Source organism: Aeromonas rivipollensis (genome assembly GCF_010974825.1).
GTDB lineage: Bacteria > Pseudomonadota > Gammaproteobacteria > Enterobacterales > Aeromonadaceae > Aeromonas > Aeromonas rivipollensis.
In genome coordinates, this window is record NZ_JAAILA010000023.1 from 1 (window position 1) to 16,473 (window position 16,473).

The window sequence follows — 16,473 nt, forward strand, 5'->3', positions numbered from 1 at the left end:
ATGGCGCTCCTGACCCGTTGAACTCGACTCGGCGGTTTGCAGGGGGCACCAATACCGTGCCCGCCCGTGGCTTCATCTTTCATATTGACCGCCTATCCGCCGCAGGGGGAGAGCAGTGCAGGGGGTTGACGAAATAGCGTTTTGGTTTGGGTACGAGAGTTTTTGGGGAGTAGAAATAACAACCGCAGCTCAAGGCTGCGGTTTTTTAAAGATTAATGTTAAATATATTATCTTTTGTAAGTTTTGACCAAAAGCCTGCTTTAATGCTTTTTGGATTTTTGTAATAAATTAATTTTTTGTCTATCAAGACCTGCTTTACCATATCTATAACATAAATAGTTAGATATATCTTGCTCATGAGTGGATATGATCACTTGTCGATCTCTGAACTCAACTCTAAGCAAGTCACTCAGCGATGCTATATTTATTTCATCCATGCATTGGGTGGGGTCATCTATAAATAGGAAAGCTGTTTTTGCATACTTCTTATTTAATGCTAAGAATAATGATAACGATAAAGCACTAATTTGCCCGCTACTCATGGATAGAGCTGCATCGTGATGGAAATCTTTTGTGGTGAAAAAATTCATAGTCGCATTTTTTCGATCTCCTTCAGGCATATCAATGAAAATCCCTAGACCACTTTGATAATTTTGAAGTAGACGCCCACTATAAATATGGAATAATGATTCCATCTGGCCTATTGTAATGTTAATGTAACGAGTTTGCGATTTTTTCAATCTGGCTTCAATAGCATCAAGTTGACCATTCATTTCTTTCAATAAAACAAGTTCATTTTTACAAGTATCTAATCGCTCTTTCTTTTTAAGAATTGATGTATTAATTGATATGTTATATTGTTTTTGTATGTATGATATCTTTGACTGAATTATATCAATGCTTAATTCTTGCAGCTGTGAAATATCGTTAAAGTTGCTGTGGTAAAAAGACATGTCTTGATTGGTTATGATGTCATCCTCATGCTCAAGGGACTTGAGGATTGCTTGTTTAACTTTATCAATTTGCTCCTTTTGTTCCACCTCATCTGCAGTATATGTAGTAGGCAATTCAATTTGTAAAAGAGCGATGCGTTTCCCTATATTGATTAGTCGTGTACTTTGATGCTCATGCTCTTTGAGTTCATTATATAAATTTATATTGAACTCGGATTTTAATTTCTCTAATATAGGGGTGTATTTTTCTTTTAGTGGATTTAAAATATGAGTTATTTCTTGATAGCATGTTGCTATTTTTTTTCCTAAGTCATCTAAAAGAGATTTAAGATTTTGAGTTTTAATGTTAACCGCTTCTATTAGTAACACCCGTTCTATATAGTCGAAACCACACAATGGGCATGAAGATTCATCATTATTGCTCATTAATATAAGCTTATCACGTATTTGTAGCATCTCAGCTTGTTTTGAACTTAACCCTCCTTGCTCTATAAGAAATTTATTTTTGTCTTGTAGAAGTTGTTTTAATTCAAATTTACTGTTCTCATCAAGATAGTTACTTATAGTTTCATTATGTACTGATGACAATTTAGATGGGGCAAAATTGAGGATGCTAATTAATTTATCTAGTCTATTCAATAATTGATGGTTTTTATTTATTGTATCAGCTTGGCTAAATTGATGATAAAGCCTAATAGCTAAATCGAATTCCTCTCGCTTAGTAAAGTCAATTTTTTGTTTGTTACGTATTCTTTTAGCAACTTCATCATTATGGTCAAATAATTTTTTTAGATAGTTAACCTGCTCCAGCATGTCAAATATTTGAGAGAAATTTTGAGTGGAAAATGGTTGCTCCATATCCCAATATGGTGGTGTAGCTAAAGAGGTTACTCTGATATAAGATGTATCATTAATATCTTCAGATAATAATGACTTTTCTAATTCTGTAATTTCATTTTTATATTGTTCTGACAGTAATTCTTTATCCGTTAGTTGGTTTTTACTTTCAGATTTAAGTTTTGATATATTTTCAATTCTTAGTTTAAGTTTATCAAGGTTTATTAAATGCTCAATTTGTCCGGTTCTTGGGCGGTCATCACATTTATCCGGGATTATAATTGATTTGCTATCTTGCTGAAGGTAATTTAGTACTGAGAAGTTGTTTAGGAATTTATCACCTAATTTATCCGCCCAAAACAGCTGTTCATTTAAAACAAGTTTTGCATTATTAATATCATCAAAAGATGGGAGTTCATATAATTTAAAATCATCAAAGCTGTTGGGCTTGTTTTGAGAACGCTCAAGTTCTTTTTTTAAGGCTCGTCTCATTACACAGATAGACTCATTACCCTTTTTTAGCTCAGCAATAATGGATATATCATTTTTACTAGAGTGGTGTCGATAGAGATTTTTTGAGTATTTTTTATTGGCAGAGCCTCTAGTGTTAAGTGCTGATACTCTCGCTGATATTCTCGGTAAAGATTTGCTGAATAATAATTGTTTGGCATCGAACAATGACGTTTTCCCAAACCCATTTGGTCCATCATATACGACGAGATTTTCAGAGTAGACCTCATCAAAACAACTAAATACTTTAAAGTCATTAATCTTCAGTCGATGAATTCGCCATTTTTCCACGAATATACTCCTTAACAGCTAATGTATAGTCTGAATTATATTGCTCAATCGTACGTTCAAAATTTTGGCATTGGCTAAATAAACGTGCCTTTCTTAAATCGTTATCAGCATAGATACATGGTTCATCAAGTTCTGACTCATCCACAGGGACAGAAAGAAATGGGAGTTTAATAAAAATACGGCAAATAATACTGTATATTGAGGCTTTAAATGGATTTTGTTTATATTCTTTAAATTTACTTTGGTCTTTTATCAAGTCATAGATGCTATCTATGTTAATAGAGTTTATTAGTTCTAATTCTTTGTCTGAGTAATATAGGACATGTTTTTTAAAACTATAAGAGTCCTCCTCAAGTGAAAAAATATCCTCTTCATAATCAGAGATCTCATCTAGATCACTAATCTTAAAAATGATTATCACATCAGTATTTTTAGAAAATCCAGGTTCTTCAATAAATGATTGGGGGGTGTGAAGGAGTACTAATTCATTGAGTTCGCTTGGTTTAATTAGAGTGCCTAGTGTAATTACAGTTAAGAATCGTTGATATATGGGAGATTTTGATTTATAAAACAAAATTGCTTCTGATGCTGATTCTATTAATTCAAACTGGCAGGATGAATGTATTGATAAATACGAAACTATCTTGTCAATCATTTTATCTCTTTCCTCGCATCAACGGACGAAATAAATCTAACATTGTTAATCTTGGTGATTCTGTCATTACTGTGGCCAAAAACATCAATCAATTTGCCAATAGAGCTAGATTCATCGTTTAGTTTAAATGGCTTGCTAGTCATATCAACAACTAGATTATCATAATCATATAGTATATTTTGAATGATAATATTGCCTCGAAGGCAATCAACGTTTTCTTGAATATGCTTTACATCTAATTGTTTGTTTAAACGGTCAAGTCTCATTGCTGTCGGGAGATATGAGCCATAGGGAGTGGAAAAATAATATGGTAAGTCATCGGTAGTTTTTATTCCTTCGATATCTAAAATTATTCTAAGATATTGATCTACTGTTGCATCACTAAATCCAGATAGTGAAATTTCTTTTTGATTTGGTCTTTTTGAAAAATATAATATTTTTAGCGTGTCTATGTCCATGTTGGCAATTTTATAACGACATTTGAAAATACCATTAAGATCTAAATCCAATTCATTTTGCAACTGTTCTAAGATTTGATCTGTTCTATTGAGAAGAGTTTTTCTAAATTCAAATAAAATAGCTAACTGATCTTCATTATGGATTATTTCCTCATGGAGGCAAGATGTTATTTCAGATAAATGGATAGGTATAGAATCTGCGGCTTCAAACTTATTAATATCTTCATGCTGGTTTCGATGGTGGGCCAGATTTACTCTGGCAGCAATTAGCATTTGTAGCTTTGCACATTTATATTCTATGAGATATGGTGTTGAATTTAAATTGTTCTGAATTAAGTATCTAAGGATTATTTCGTGAAGTTTTGAGTCAATGTCTCCTGTTTTGATGTATTTGTTACCATCATGATATAAATAAAATTTTACTTGATGCTCATTTTTTGATAAGTCTTGTTGTCTATCAGAAAAATCATCAAGCTCCATTGAGACATGAAACCAACGAACTGTATTTGAATTACATTCGTAGTTAATTTTAGATGCTTGCTCTAACGCTGAACTGTAATTGGAGCGATGTTTACTTTGCATGGTTTTTACTTGATGAAGTGATATTACATCATCGTTCCCAGAGTGAATAACAAAATCATCTAGTGTTTCTATCTTCAAATAGCTAGCATGAGTATTACCTTCAGATAATATTTTTATTACATGGTAGAGGGCTACTTTCCCTTGATAAACGAATCCACTCCAAGCAGGGATCGCACTGCTATTTACCACTTGCGGTGTTACGTTTGACAATTTTGTATGTCTCCAAATAACTTCTACAAATGAACTCTTAAATTAATAAATAAGTAATAAATTCTAGAAATAACATTTTATCACAGTGTAATTTTCACTTTCGGACATTCTATATAAAGCTATCTCCCAATAGGGATGCGAGCTGCTTGCTGCTGTACTCGCAATGATTTTTTCACCTATGCAACCATATCGATGATGCCTGTTGCATATGTGCGGCAATCTGGTCTCGCCACGGGGTGGGCGAGGGGCCGGATTAGAGATAACCCCCTCCCGATCATTGCCCCGAATAGACAGAGTGCTATTAACAGGCCTTGGGGTTGCGGGTTGGGTTATGCCCCCTCTTGTTCGCCAAGGTGAGCCCGTTTGTCCAGGCCGCGAGGCAGGACGCCGAGCGAGCGCCGCTGGGCCAGGGATGGCCCATCGGCGCGTGCCGTGGGACAAAGGGGTGAACCGAGGGCACCCGACGCAGGAGGGCGAACAAGTGGGGGTGGCCTTTCTTTTGGTGACTTTTCTTTGGCCACGCAAAGAAAAGTCACTCGCCCAAGCCCGAAGGGCGGGCGAAACCCCGTCGAGGGCAACGCCCTCGTGTCCTGCATGGCGAAGCCATGCCAATACCTTGTTGCAGGGCAATGAGGTTACCGAACCCCTCACCCTAGCCTTCTCCCGCAGGGGGAGAGGGAATTGTTACCGTGGTGCAATGCGCTGCGCTTATTGCACCCTACGCCTCTCCCGTTGGGGGGAGGGGACTGTTACCGCGGACGATTACGCTCCGCTAATCGACCCTACTCGACGCCTACAGGCGTAGCCATGCCAAATGACGGTGAGTGACCCCTCACCCTAACCCTATTCCCCAAGGGGAGAGGGAATTGTTACCGTGGTGCAATGCGCTGTGCTTATTGCACCCTACGCCTCTCCCGTTGGGGGGAGGGGACTGCTATCGCGGACGATTACGCTTCGCTAATCGACCCGACTCGACCCTACTTGTCCCGGGGCCGTCGGAAACCCCGTCGAGGGTGGAACCCTCGCACCTTGCCGAGGCGCGGGATGCCGGGCTGGCATCCGCCAACGACGCTACCGCCCCTGGCTCTCGCTACCACAATGCGCCGCTGACCCTGGCATACGAAAAAGGGTCCAACGGGCACCCACCCCCATCCTACGGAGCCGACGGGGCCCGATCCACGGATATTGCTGACTCAAGTGTCAGAATCGACAGGTTTTTTGCGCTGGTTCAAAGTTACGGCCGCACGCCTGGGGTGGGGCGGGGTCTCAGGCGTGACCTGCCAAAGTGTGAACGGGGTGGTATTTCCCCGGCTTACCCCTTTCTCGCACTTGTCTGGCGTGTCCCGAGTTGGCTAAGGTGGTCGCCCATCACATGCAGGCAGTGGAGAGAGGCATGGACAAGATATTGCAGACCCTGTCGGAGCGGGTCACGCAGGCGCGGGATCTGGAGAGCCTGACCCGGCCCCTGCTGGAAATGCTCGAGGCGGTGACCGGGCTGGAGTCGACCTATCTCACCCAGATTGATGTCGAGCAGGGCACGCAGAGCATCCGCTATGCCAACAATGCCAACAATGCCAACAATGCCAACAACGCCAACAACGCCAACAACGCCAACGACGTGGCCGGGCTGCAGATCCCGGAGGGGATCACGGTGGACTGGAGCGATACCCTGTGCCGGCGCGCCATCGATGAGGGGCGCATGTTCACCGACAACGTGGCCGAGTGCTGGGGCGATTCGGATGCGGCCAGGATCATGGGCATTCGCACCTATCTGAGCAGCCCGGTGCGCACCCCCTCGGGGTCACTCTATGGCACCCTGTGCGCCGCCAGCGCCGAGCGCAAGCCCTTCGTGGCGGGCTCAGAGCAGCTTATAGGCTTCTTCGCACGGTTGATCGCCGAGCATGTGGAGCGGGAGCAGTTGCTGCAGCAGTTGCAGCAGGCCAACCAGGAGCTGGCGCGCCAGGCCCTCAGCGATCCCCTGACCGGCCTGCCGAACCGGCGGGCCCTGATGCAGGAGCTGGCTCGCCTGTTTTCCCTGTCGGAGCGGGCCGGGCACCCTGTGCTCATCGCCTTTATCGATCTCGATGGCTTCAAGCAGATCAACGACACCCACGGTCACGAGGCGGGGGACAAGCTGCTGATCACCATGGCGCAGCAACTGTCGGCGGCCCTGCGCGGCGGCGATCTGCTGGCGCGGGTCGGGGGGGACGAGTTCGTCGTGGTGGGCATGGGGCCTCATCAGGGGCATGAGACGGTCGAGGGGGCGGTGCAGGGCTTCCAGCGCCGGTTGTTCGAGCAGAGCGTCTTTCAAGTGCCAATCCCCTCCCGGGTGCTGGACTATCCCGGTGCCAGCGTGGGGGCCGTGGCCATAGATCCGGCGCGCACCAGCATAGACGACGCCCTGCGCCAGGCGGATGCGCGCATGTATGCGGTCAAGCGCCAGCGCCGCGCGCTGGAGGGGCGGGCAGGTTGCATCTGAGGCGCCCCTGCCCATGGCAAGGGGGCCAGGGGCCGCGGCTTTGATGCCGCGCATTGTTGCCCCCGCGCCCGGGATGCTAGGATGCGTCTCCCTCAACACAGGCACTCTCTACCATGGCAAACCGCGTTATCGGCCAGCTCCGCGCCCTGGCGGCGAAAGTGGCCAGCCTCTTTGCGGAGCTTTCCGAGTTTCAGCAGCGCATCTGGGTGGTCAGCATCATCAAGGATGCCTACACAGACACCTTCATCGTCAACGAAGGCAGCTTCGAGGAGCCCATGCAGTGGATGCACCGCAAGGGCTACAGCGCCGAGATGCTGGCCCGGGTCGATGCCATGGCCCGCTCCCAGGTTGTCCAGCTGGAGCTCGGCGGGCAGTGCCACCGTCTGATGCGGGTCAAATAGATGGCCCGGGTCGATGCCATGGCCCGCTCCCAGGTTGTCCAGCTGGAGCTCGGTGGGCAGTGCCACCGTCTGATGCGGGTCAAATAGATGGCCCGGGTCGATGCCATGGCCCTCTCCCTGGTGGTCCAGCTGGAGCTCGGTGGGCAGTGCCACCGCCTGATGCGGGTCAAATAACGACCATTTTTGGCCCAAAGGGCCCAAACCATAAGGTTCGGGCCACTCATTCTGCTGCCTGATGGCAACCCCTGGCGGGGTTGCCCGGGTCATGATTTCTCGGTGGTGCGCTCCGGTTTCAATGCCCCCGAGTAGACGCAGATGGCGGAGTTGTAACTGTTGTAGGCGACGGCGTAGTTGAAGTCGCAGAAATAGGCCGGGTGCTTGGTGGCCACAGTGTCACCCGCCTTGCATTTGTCCTGCATCCCCTCCACCAGAGAGTCATTGTTGGCGCCAAGACAGGCCTTGCCCGTGGTCTTGTCGCCACCGCACGCCATCAACAGGGCGCAAACCGAGATACTCATCAACCACTTCACTGTGCCTTGCATCTTCAATCCTGATCTGTTCAAACGAGATGCCGGTGCCATGGGCTCCGGGGTATAGGGAGATGGTGCCTGGGGGAAGGGTGCCCGGCGGCTTGCCGTCGTGCGCGCCACCAGGGGCGTTGCCGCAACGGCTTGGCCGCCATTGTGCCCCGTCCCCTTGCCCGAAGAGAGGGCCAACAGACTCCCGGCGTCATTTTACGGACCCAGAGCGCCCCCTGTCACCCCTGGGGGCGACCGGCGTCAGACATTCAATGGTGTTCGTGATGGGGGTCAAGGGTTGAGCGGGGCTGAGTGAAGAGAGCGGGGCTGGGCAAGGAGAGCGGTGCCCGGCAAGCGAGAGGCACATGGCGGGCCTCTCTGCTGGCATCGAAGGGCACTAGGGCACCGGGAAGTACTTGTGCTGGATCCGCTGGAACTCGCTGCTGGCCAGCACCTGGGTCAGGCCGTGCTGGAACTCCTTGACCAGGGCATCGTCCACCGGATGGCTGAAGGCGAAGCAGAACTGCTCCGAACTCAGCACCCAGCGCACCTCGAACTGGGCGGGATCCAGCTGCTGGGCCTGGATGAGATCCATCAGGGTGGCCTTGTTGCTGGAGATGAGGTCGACCCGGCCCGAGGTGAGCATCCGCAGCGCCTGGGGGAGGCGGTTGGCTGTCATTATCTTTTGCTCGTCGAAGCCGCTGTTGAGCAGCAGCTGCTCCCCCACATCGGCGCGCACGGCGCCTATGGTGTGCTGCTGGGCATCCTCCAGCCGGGCGATCTTGAGGGGATGGCTGGCCAGCCCCATCAGCACGATTTCGGCATAACCGATGGGGCAGGCCCACTTGAACAGGGGATCCCGCGCCTCGGTGCGGGCGGTGGCGAAGAGCACCACGTTGGGCTTCTGGGTCAGCAGGTAGTAGCCCCTGGCCCAGGGGAGGATGCTGATCTCCTGGGGCGGGGTGCCCGTCTTCTGCCACACCTGGTGCAGCAGCTCGATGGCAAAGCCGCTGGGGCTGCCATCTTCCCCGGTGAAGTTATAGGGTTTGTACTCTTCGGTGAGGTAGTGAAGCTTGCCAAGGGCCGGGCTGGCGCTGGCCTGCCCCATCTCCCCCGGCCCGCCCCAGAGTGTGGCTAAAAGTGTGGCCAAGAGGGCGGTTCTGTTCCTGATCCTTCCTATTCCTGCGCTCATCCTGACCGTCCTGCTGCCGAGTGCCCAGCTTCAAGTGTTGCCAAGCCACGGGGTTTCGCCACCCGAAGGGGCGAGCCATCGCCGTTGCTGTGCCAAGGCGTGGCGCAACAGGGGGGCGGCAGCGCGCTCCTGGGACTGCCCATCACCAGGCCGGGCGGGTATGGCCTATGGGCTTGAGGGCCTGATCGCGCAGGCCGACCAGCAGGGTTGCGCCGTCCGGTTGCAGCCTGAATTCGCCATAGCGCGCCTGCTCGTACTGGACGGCTGTCCCCTCCTCGAAGAAGAAGGCATCCGGCCCTATCCACCACTGGTTGTGCTGCCGGCGGACCTGCAACAGGCGCTGATCCGGGGCCAGGGCGTCGGGGGTGCCCCCCTCCACCCGCTGCGCTACTTGCTGCTCATCGAGGCGGATGACCAGGGTCTGAGTGGCGGCGCCCTCCTGACGCGGGCTCCCCAACTGGCGGGCGAGGGCGTAGCTCAGGCGCATGTAATCCCCCTGCATCAGGGAGCGGGGATCGACCGGGGCCAGCTCCAGCAGCACTGTCTCGCCGCTGCTCATGGCATGCTCGAAGCGCCAGACGGTGACATTGATGCCTACCAGGATGGCGAGGCCGGTCAGCAAGAAACCAAGGCGTCTCATGAGGCGATCTCCTTGCCGAGGATGTTCAACAACTGGCGGGCGCCGAGCAGCAGGGCCCCCGAGCCAAGCAGCAGCCAGGATTTGGTCATCAGGGTCAGCCCGAGATCGTAGTAGTAGAGGGAGCCAAAGCCGAGCAGCAGCAGGCCGGCCAGGGTCATGAGCCCCAGGCTCCCGGCATAAAAGCCGAGCACCAGCACCAGGGCGCCGGCTCCCATGCCGGGGATGATGGCGCTGATCACCACCAGGGGCAGGCCGTAGAGCAACGGCAGTTTCAGTTTCACCATGACCCCGAGCAGCAGGGCGGCGCAGAGCAGGGGATTGAGCATAAGCGGCAGGCGGGAGATCCCGAGCTCGTCGAGCGCGCTGGTGCCGCCGTCCCAGAGTGGATGGTGCAACCTGCCCAGCACCAGCAGGGAGAGTGCCAGCCCCAGGGTCAGGGACTCATAGAGCGAATGGCGTTCTGGGTCGCGCTCGGCCTGCAGCCAGCAGAAGGTGAGGGCGGCCATCACCAGCGGCAGGGCCAGCAGTTGCAGGCCGAGGCAGGCGAGCCCCATGGTCAGCAGGATGGCGGCGGCGAAGCTGTGGAAGAGGCGAACCAGCCAGTGCTCGAACAGGGCGGCGATGGCCAGCGACAGCAGGGCCAGCCCCAGCCAGAGCGGGGCCGAGTGGGGGTCAATCTGGTCGATGAGGCCATAGAGCAGCCAGGCATCGGCCGCGAGCGCGAGCGCCAGCACGAACTGATCCCAGAGATCGCTGCGCCGGGCCAGGCGGTTGAGGCCGAGGGCGGCGGCCATCAGCAGGGTGCCCATGACAAGGGCGTGGTTCGCCTCGCGGATCAGGCTCTCGAAGGCCATGAACAGGAAGAACAGCAGGAAGAGGGCGGCCAGCCAGCCCACCATGCCGAGCAGGAAGCGGCTCGACCAGTGGGGTTGCTCGTCCCGGGGGGCGTCGCCCTCCACCAGATGGGCGGCCCGCAGCCTCTCCCAGGGGCTCAGATCAGACATGTTGCCTCCGTTGTTGTTGCAGCCAGCGGCTGGCCGCGACCATGAAAGTCCGATGGCGATGGGATGGCCAGCAGGGGTGACCAGAGGATCGGCTCAGGCATGGGACCTCCGTTGTTGTTGCAGCCAGCGGCTGGCCATGACCGAGAGGCCGATGGCAATCAGGCTCAGCAGCAGGAAGCCGTTCATATCGGGCTCCATCCACTTGCCAAGGGCCGCCAGGATCACGGCGATAAGGCTCAGGCACCCCATGGCGAGCCCGGCGATAAACCTGTGGTGCCAGCGCAGGTAGGCGGCCCCAAGCCATGCGAGCCAGGCGGGCCAGACCCAGGGGGAGGCGGCATCGAACAGCGCCAGCAGGGCCAGCAGGGTGACCCCGAGCCCGGCGGCCAGCCCCGGGAGCCAGGAGGGCATGAGCCCGAGCCGCGCGGGGGCCAGGATGAGCGCCCCCCAGAGGGCGGCGTTGAGCAGGGTCAGGCACCAGCCGAGGGCCTCTTCATTGAAGGAGAAGAAGAGATCGATGAGACCGAGCCGCCAATAGAGCACCAGGGCCAGCTGGCCGAGCAGCCAGCAGAGCGTCCAGAGCAGGGGGCTCCTGCCGAGCGCCGCCAGGGGCAACAGCAGCAGGGCCCAGGTGGCGAAGAGTTGCCAGGGATCGGCACCTGTCTGATAGGTCTGACCCACCAGGGCCAGCAGGGCGCCTATGTTGAGGGCCACCGCCAGCAGCAGGGCCTGGCGTGGGGTGTCGGCCAGGGGCTTGCGCCAGAGCACCAGCAGCATGGCGAGCAGGGGCAGCTCCAGCAGGGCGAGGCGGGAGAGGCGGCCCAGGGCCTGCCAGTTGAAGGCGACGAAGAAAACCAGGCCAGCCCCCAGGCAGAGGCAGCCGAGCCAGAGCAGCAGCCTGTCGAACAGCCACTGCCAGCGCACGGGGGCCGGGGGCAGATCGCAGAGGGCGAGGGCGGCGGGCAATGACTCCCTGGGGAGACGACCGCGTCTGACCCAGTCGAGCAGGGTCTGTCTTGAGGTGACGAGCATGGCGAGGCTCCTGGTGCCGTCGTGCCTGAATGGTAAGGCATTATGGCACGGCGCCGCGTCCCGGGGCAGACCCCGGTGGCGCTGATGCGACAGGGAGGCAGGACGCGGACGACAAAAAAGCCCCGACCGGGAGGAGGGGGCTCTGATGACGGGCAGAGGGGGATATGGCTGGGTGCTCACGCCAGTCCCATCCCCCTCGTTGCTGGCGCGTCAGACGAAGATCAGGGTGCTGGCGCCCAGGCCCACGAAGAGGATGGCGCAGGCGATGCGGATCCCCTGGAGGGGCAGCTTGTCGGCCCCCAGCTTGCCAAGCAGCACCACGGGCACGTTGGCCAGCATCATGCCGAGGGTGGTGCCCGTGATGACCTGAGTGAGAGAGTCGTACTTGGCCGCCAGCAGCACAGTGGCTATCTGGGTCTTGTCGCCTATTTCGGCGATGAAGAACAGCACGAAGGTGGCCATGAAGGGGCCGTATTTGTCGAGGGAACTCTCTTCATCGTCCATCTTGTCCGGCACCAGGATCCAGACCGCCATGGCGATGAAGGCACCGGCGACCAGCCAGGTCATCACCTTGGGGTCCATCCAGCTGCTGATGAACTCCCCTATCCAGGCGGCACCCGCATGGTTGAGCAGGGTGGCAACCAGCATGCCGGCGATGATGGGCCAGGGTTTGCGAAAACGACAGATGAGCAGCAACGCCAGGAGCTGGGTCTTGTCGCCGATCTCGGCGATGGCCACGCTCAGGGTTGAGGTTAACAAGGCTTCCATAAATATGACCGGGGGACGGAATTGTTATAAACCAAAGACAAGCCTGCGCCATCCGTCCCCGGTATTGGCACTGGCCCGTCAAAGGTCTTGTCAAATCCGGCATTGCCCGGATCACCCTGACCATGGTGAGTTGGCACCAAGTATGTTGATCAGGGTCGCGCACCGGGTTGGCACCCGTGGCGAGACTACTCCCCCTCGATGGGAGCCGGCATTCTAGGGAAAAACGTCCTCTGAAGCAAGGCGTGTGGCTGGGGGATCACCCCTTCACCGATTTGATGTGACCGCTGGCTCTCTCCAGCCCGATCTGGCTCAGGCCCCCTTTGTCCCCTGACTCTCGATGTTCCCTCCTGCGTTCATCTCCACCATCCCCTAGCGGTTGCCCCGCCTTCACCGACCCCGGGGGAGGGCAGGATCAAGCACGCCCTGACACCCGGGCCGGAGCGGCGCACCTGTCACAGGGGGCAAAGCGGCAAACGAAAAATGCGTTGTGAAACAGGCAACAAGCACCGCTGCCCAGAGCCCCCGCGGGCGGGGGAAAATGGCGTAACACCAATTTCCAGAGGCAGCAAAAAAATAAATTCGCAACTGTCAAATCTGACAGCAACTACGCTTAGCCAAAAATAAATGCGCCACCATGGCGAGTGCGTTTTCAAGACCGAGACAGGTTGAAGTTGATGTGCCTTGCAGAGGCATCACGGATGACGGTGATTGACTCTGACTATCTCTCTTAAATGGATTTAAGGGGTTTAAAATGGGGGTCGATGTTTTAGGGTCAGGTGTCGTCGACATCTGGCCACAGGGGCCGATGTGTCCCATGGCAATCGACGGCCAGCGGCGTTCCGGGGAAGGGGATGCCAGTTGCAGACCTTTCGCCGTCGAGACCGCCCTCGACGCTGTGAGCGCCGAGTCACCGCAAGCTGACTTGATACCGCCACTCTCCCGCAATCCAATTCCATCCGGCAGCGGCCTTGTGCGCACGCTGGCGCAGGCCCCCACACCTTGGGCTTATCCGGCTCGGCGCCTTGTTGTCGTTGGCATGCCTGCGGCAGGGCAGGCCGGGCTCGCTGGTGGCCCCTGCGCCAGGCGCTGCCAGCAGAGCATCCGCCAATGCGGCCACCAGGGCCGCCGTCAAACCACTCTCCCCGCCAGCGCGCCTTATCCCCATCAGCAGAACCATCGCCAGCCGCTTCGCCCTGATGCCCCGTTTCCGAGCACCGCCAGGTCGCAGGATGGCACCGCGCCGAGTGCGCACCACGCCGCGCTCAGCGGCCATCGCCGTCCCTCGTTGACTGGAGAGGATGGCTTCACGGCGACAGATTTCACCACGCAGCTCAGGAAGGGGGGCTATGGAGAGAACAGCCCGCTCCTCATGACTGCTGGCCCAGATCCACTTTGTAAGACAGACGGGGCTCATCTCTCGCCGCGTGCGAGGCAGATGCGCCCTTGTCACCCCCAGATCCTCAGCGATATCGCACTTTCCCCCACTTTTTAAAGGAACTTGCTCATGGCCAATATCAACGGAACGAACAGAAACGACATCATCAACGCCACTGCCGGCAACGATGCGATCAATGGCGGTGCCGGGGATGACACCATCAATGCGGGGGAAGGCAACAACGCTGTCGATGGGGGCTCGGGCAACGACACCATCACAGCCGGTGCCGGCAATGACGTGATCGACGGCGGCAGCGGCAACGATGTCATCAACGCGGGCAATGGCAACAACACGGTCGATGGTGGCTCGGGCAACGACAACATCACCACCGGCAGCGGCAATGACAGCATCGACGGTGAGAGTGGCAACGACACCATCTTTGCCGGGGCGGGCAAGGATGTGATCCTCGCCGGCGAAGGCAATGACACTGTCTATGGCCAGGATGGGGACGACGTCATCTACGGTGAGGCGGGAGACGATCTGCTCGATGGCGGCGATGGCAACGACTACATCAACGGCGGTGATGGCCGCGACATTGTCTACGGCGGCAAAGGGAGCGATCGGCTTGTAGGAGCCGACCAGAATGACACCCTCTACGGTGGCTCAGGGGACGATGTGATCGGTGTCGACGATGCCTGGCGCTGCAACTTCAGCCGCGAAAACGGTCAGGATGTGATCTACGGCGATGGCAAGAACTCGGCCAGCGGCGCCTGGTTGAGCGGCGCAGACGAAGTGGGGAGCGATCTCATCTACTCCGGCCGTGGCAACGACCGCATCTATGGTGACAGCGGGTTGGGTGGCACTGTCGGCGGCAATGACAGGATCTATGCCGGTGGCGGCAATGACGCCGTGTACGGTGAAGGGGGCAACGACCTCATCTACGGCGAGGACGGTGACGATCTGCTCGACGGCGGCGCCGGTGACGACACCCTCAAGGGAGGGGATGGCCGGGATACCGTCTATGGCGGCGCAGGCGGCGACATCATCAGCGGCGCTGATGGCCGCGATCTGCTGTATGGCGGCTCGGGGGACGATCGCATCGGCAACAATGACGACAACAGCTGGCGTCACGGCTACTTCAGCGAAAGTGGTGGCGACATCATCTATGGCGATGGCAAGGACTCGGCGTCCGGCCTCGCTGGCGCCACAGGCAATGACTTCATCTTCTCCGGCCAGGGCAACGACACGCTCTACGGCGACAACGGCAACAACTTCGCAGGCGCTGGTGCCGGAGGGGCCGATACCATCTATGCCGGCAGCGGCAATGACACCGCCTATGGAGAAGGGGGGGATGACGCGCTCTTCGGTGAGAAAGGCAATGACAGCCTGTATGGGGGAAGCGGCGCCGACGAGATCGCCGGCGGTCTGGGGGCCGACACCCTGAGTGGCGGCAGCGGCGCCGACACCTTCATCTTCACCGCCGAGCTCAATCAGCACTCTCACCGCGGTTGGCATGGCTGGGGTGGCTGGCATGGGGGTTATGATCACTACGATCTGCAGAGCTGGTCCGACTCCACCACCATGGGGATGGACACCATCACCGACTTCCTGAGCATCAAGGATCTCGGCTCAAACCCGCTGATCGCGGCCGGCGGCCCCGACAAGATCGATCTGGTCCAACTGCTCGGAGACGACGTCGACCTCAAATGGGGTGGAACCACCCCGACCGCCTACGGTGTGTGGTTCAAGCACGAAGGCGGCAACACCTATGTCTATGCCGATATCAGCGGCAATCCGGCCGTGGCCGAGCTGGCGTTCAAGCTGACGGGCATCCACCACCTGGTGGTGGGGGACTTCCTGGGGGTGAGCAGCCTGGGGCCGATTGCCAATGCAGACAGCAATGCCAGTGATCCCCTGATCGAAGCCGGCGGGGTGGCCAATGCCATCCCCGGTGATCCCAGTGCCAGCGGCAACGTGCTGGCCAATGACACCGACCCGGACCTGCCCTTTGACACCCTGACAGTCTCCGCCGTCAACGGTAGTAGCGGTAATGTCGGTGCCGTGGTAGCCGGCACCTACGGCACCCTGACCCTCTATGCCAACGGCAGCTACAGCTACGTTCTCAATAATATGGACAGCGATACCCAGGGCATAGCCCAGGGCCAAATCGTCAACGACGTATTCAGCTACACCATCATGGATTCGGCAGGCCAGACATCGACGGCCACCCTGACCCTTAGCATCACCGGCAGCAACGATGGTGCCACCATCAGTGGCGATGCCGTTGGCTCCGTTAGCGAGGACGCCAACGATCCGCTGCTGACCGACAGCGGCAGCCTCAGCGTGGCAGACGTCGATCAGGGCGAGGATGTCTTCGATACCGGCAGTGTCACCGACACCACCGTCGGCGGTGCCCTTGGCAGCCTGAGCATCACCGCCGCCGGGGCCTGGAGCTACAGCGTGGCCAATGCCGACGTGCAGTACCTGGGCGCTGGCGACACCCGCGTCGAAACCTTCAGCGTCGACTCGATCGATGGCACCGCCAGCGAGACCGTGACCATCACCATC

Annotated in this window: 12 protein-coding genes; 3 read left to right on the forward strand and 9 right to left on the reverse strand. The window is 55.3% G+C overall.

Annotated elements, in window-relative coordinates:
- Positions 1-260 precede the first annotated feature (260 nt).
- The 3 genes from G4923_RS13950 to G4923_RS13960 are packed head-to-tail and all read right to left on the reverse strand — an operon-like array spanning position 261 to position 4,496.
- Entirely contained in the window at positions 261-2,591 is a 2,331-nt protein-coding gene (locus tag G4923_RS13950; RefSeq protein ID WP_163137423.1) for a hypothetical protein, read from the reverse strand.
- Positions 2,557-3,246, reverse strand: a complete 690-nt coding sequence (locus G4923_RS13955; RefSeq protein WP_163137424.1) for an ABC-three component system middle component 1 — start codon at positions 3,244-3,246, stop codon at positions 2,557-2,559. Before G4923_RS13955 ends, G4923_RS13950 begins: the two co-directional genes overlap by 35 nt.
- A complete protein-coding gene (locus G4923_RS13960) occupies positions 3,243-4,496 on the reverse strand; it encodes an ABC-three component system protein (protein WP_163137425.1) in 1,254 nt (417 codons plus the stop codon). The genes G4923_RS13955 and G4923_RS13960 overlap by 4 nt, the downstream gene beginning before the upstream one ends.
- A 1,393-nt stretch (positions 4,497-5,889) precedes the next feature.
- Here G4923_RS13960 and G4923_RS13965 point away from each other — a divergent pair.
- Positions 5,890-6,975 carry a GGDEF domain-containing protein gene (locus G4923_RS13965; protein ID WP_163137426.1) on the forward strand — a complete coding sequence of 362 codons (1,086 nt, stop codon included), beginning with the start codon at positions 5,890-5,892 and terminating at the stop codon, positions 6,973-6,975.
- Positions 6,976-7,088: 113 nt separating this feature from the next.
- The gene (locus G4923_RS13970) at positions 7,089-7,376 is read left to right on the forward strand and encodes a hypothetical protein (protein ID WP_163137427.1); all 288 of its coding nucleotides are present in this window, start codon (positions 7,089-7,091) and stop codon (positions 7,374-7,376) included.
- A 263-nt stretch (positions 7,377-7,639) separates the two neighbouring features.
- On the opposite strand, the gene G4923_RS13975 is transcribed toward G4923_RS13970, so the two are convergent.
- From G4923_RS13975 to G4923_RS14000, 6 genes are all read right to left on the reverse strand, one after another.
- Positions 7,640-7,894, reverse strand: coding sequence for a hypothetical protein (locus tag G4923_RS13975; protein WP_041204490.1), 255 nt, complete (start codon positions 7,892-7,894; stop codon positions 7,640-7,642).
- A gap of 397 nt (positions 7,895-8,291) precedes the next feature.
- A complete protein-coding gene (locus G4923_RS13980) occupies positions 8,292-9,065 on the reverse strand; it encodes a substrate-binding periplasmic protein (protein ID WP_411167230.1) in 774 nt (257 codons plus the stop codon).
- 163 nt (positions 9,066-9,228) lie between these two features.
- On the reverse strand, positions 9,229-9,726 hold the full coding sequence (locus G4923_RS13985; RefSeq protein WP_163137428.1) for a GDYXXLXY domain-containing protein: 498 nt from the start codon (positions 9,724-9,726) through the stop codon (positions 9,229-9,231).
- Positions 9,723-10,730 carry a DUF4401 domain-containing protein gene (locus G4923_RS13990; protein WP_163137429.1) on the reverse strand — a complete coding sequence of 336 codons (1,008 nt, stop codon included), beginning with the start codon at positions 10,728-10,730 and terminating at the stop codon, positions 9,723-9,725. The genes G4923_RS13985 and G4923_RS13990 overlap by 4 nt, the downstream gene beginning before the upstream one ends.
- A gap of 93 nt (positions 10,731-10,823) precedes the next feature.
- Positions 10,824-11,762, reverse strand: coding sequence for a DUF2157 domain-containing protein (locus G4923_RS13995; RefSeq protein ID WP_139751443.1), 939 nt, complete (start codon positions 11,760-11,762; stop codon positions 10,824-10,826).
- 210 nt (positions 11,763-11,972) lie between these two features.
- Positions 11,973-12,530, reverse strand: coding sequence for a TMEM165/GDT1 family protein (locus G4923_RS14000; RefSeq protein WP_106886435.1), 558 nt, complete (start codon positions 12,528-12,530; stop codon positions 11,973-11,975).
- Between the two features lie 1,504 nt (positions 12,531-14,034).
- Here G4923_RS14000 and G4923_RS14005 point away from each other — a divergent pair.
- Positions 14,035-16,473: VCBS domain-containing protein (locus tag G4923_RS14005; protein ID WP_205600438.1), on the forward strand; the 2,439-nt coding region annotated here is incomplete at its 3' end.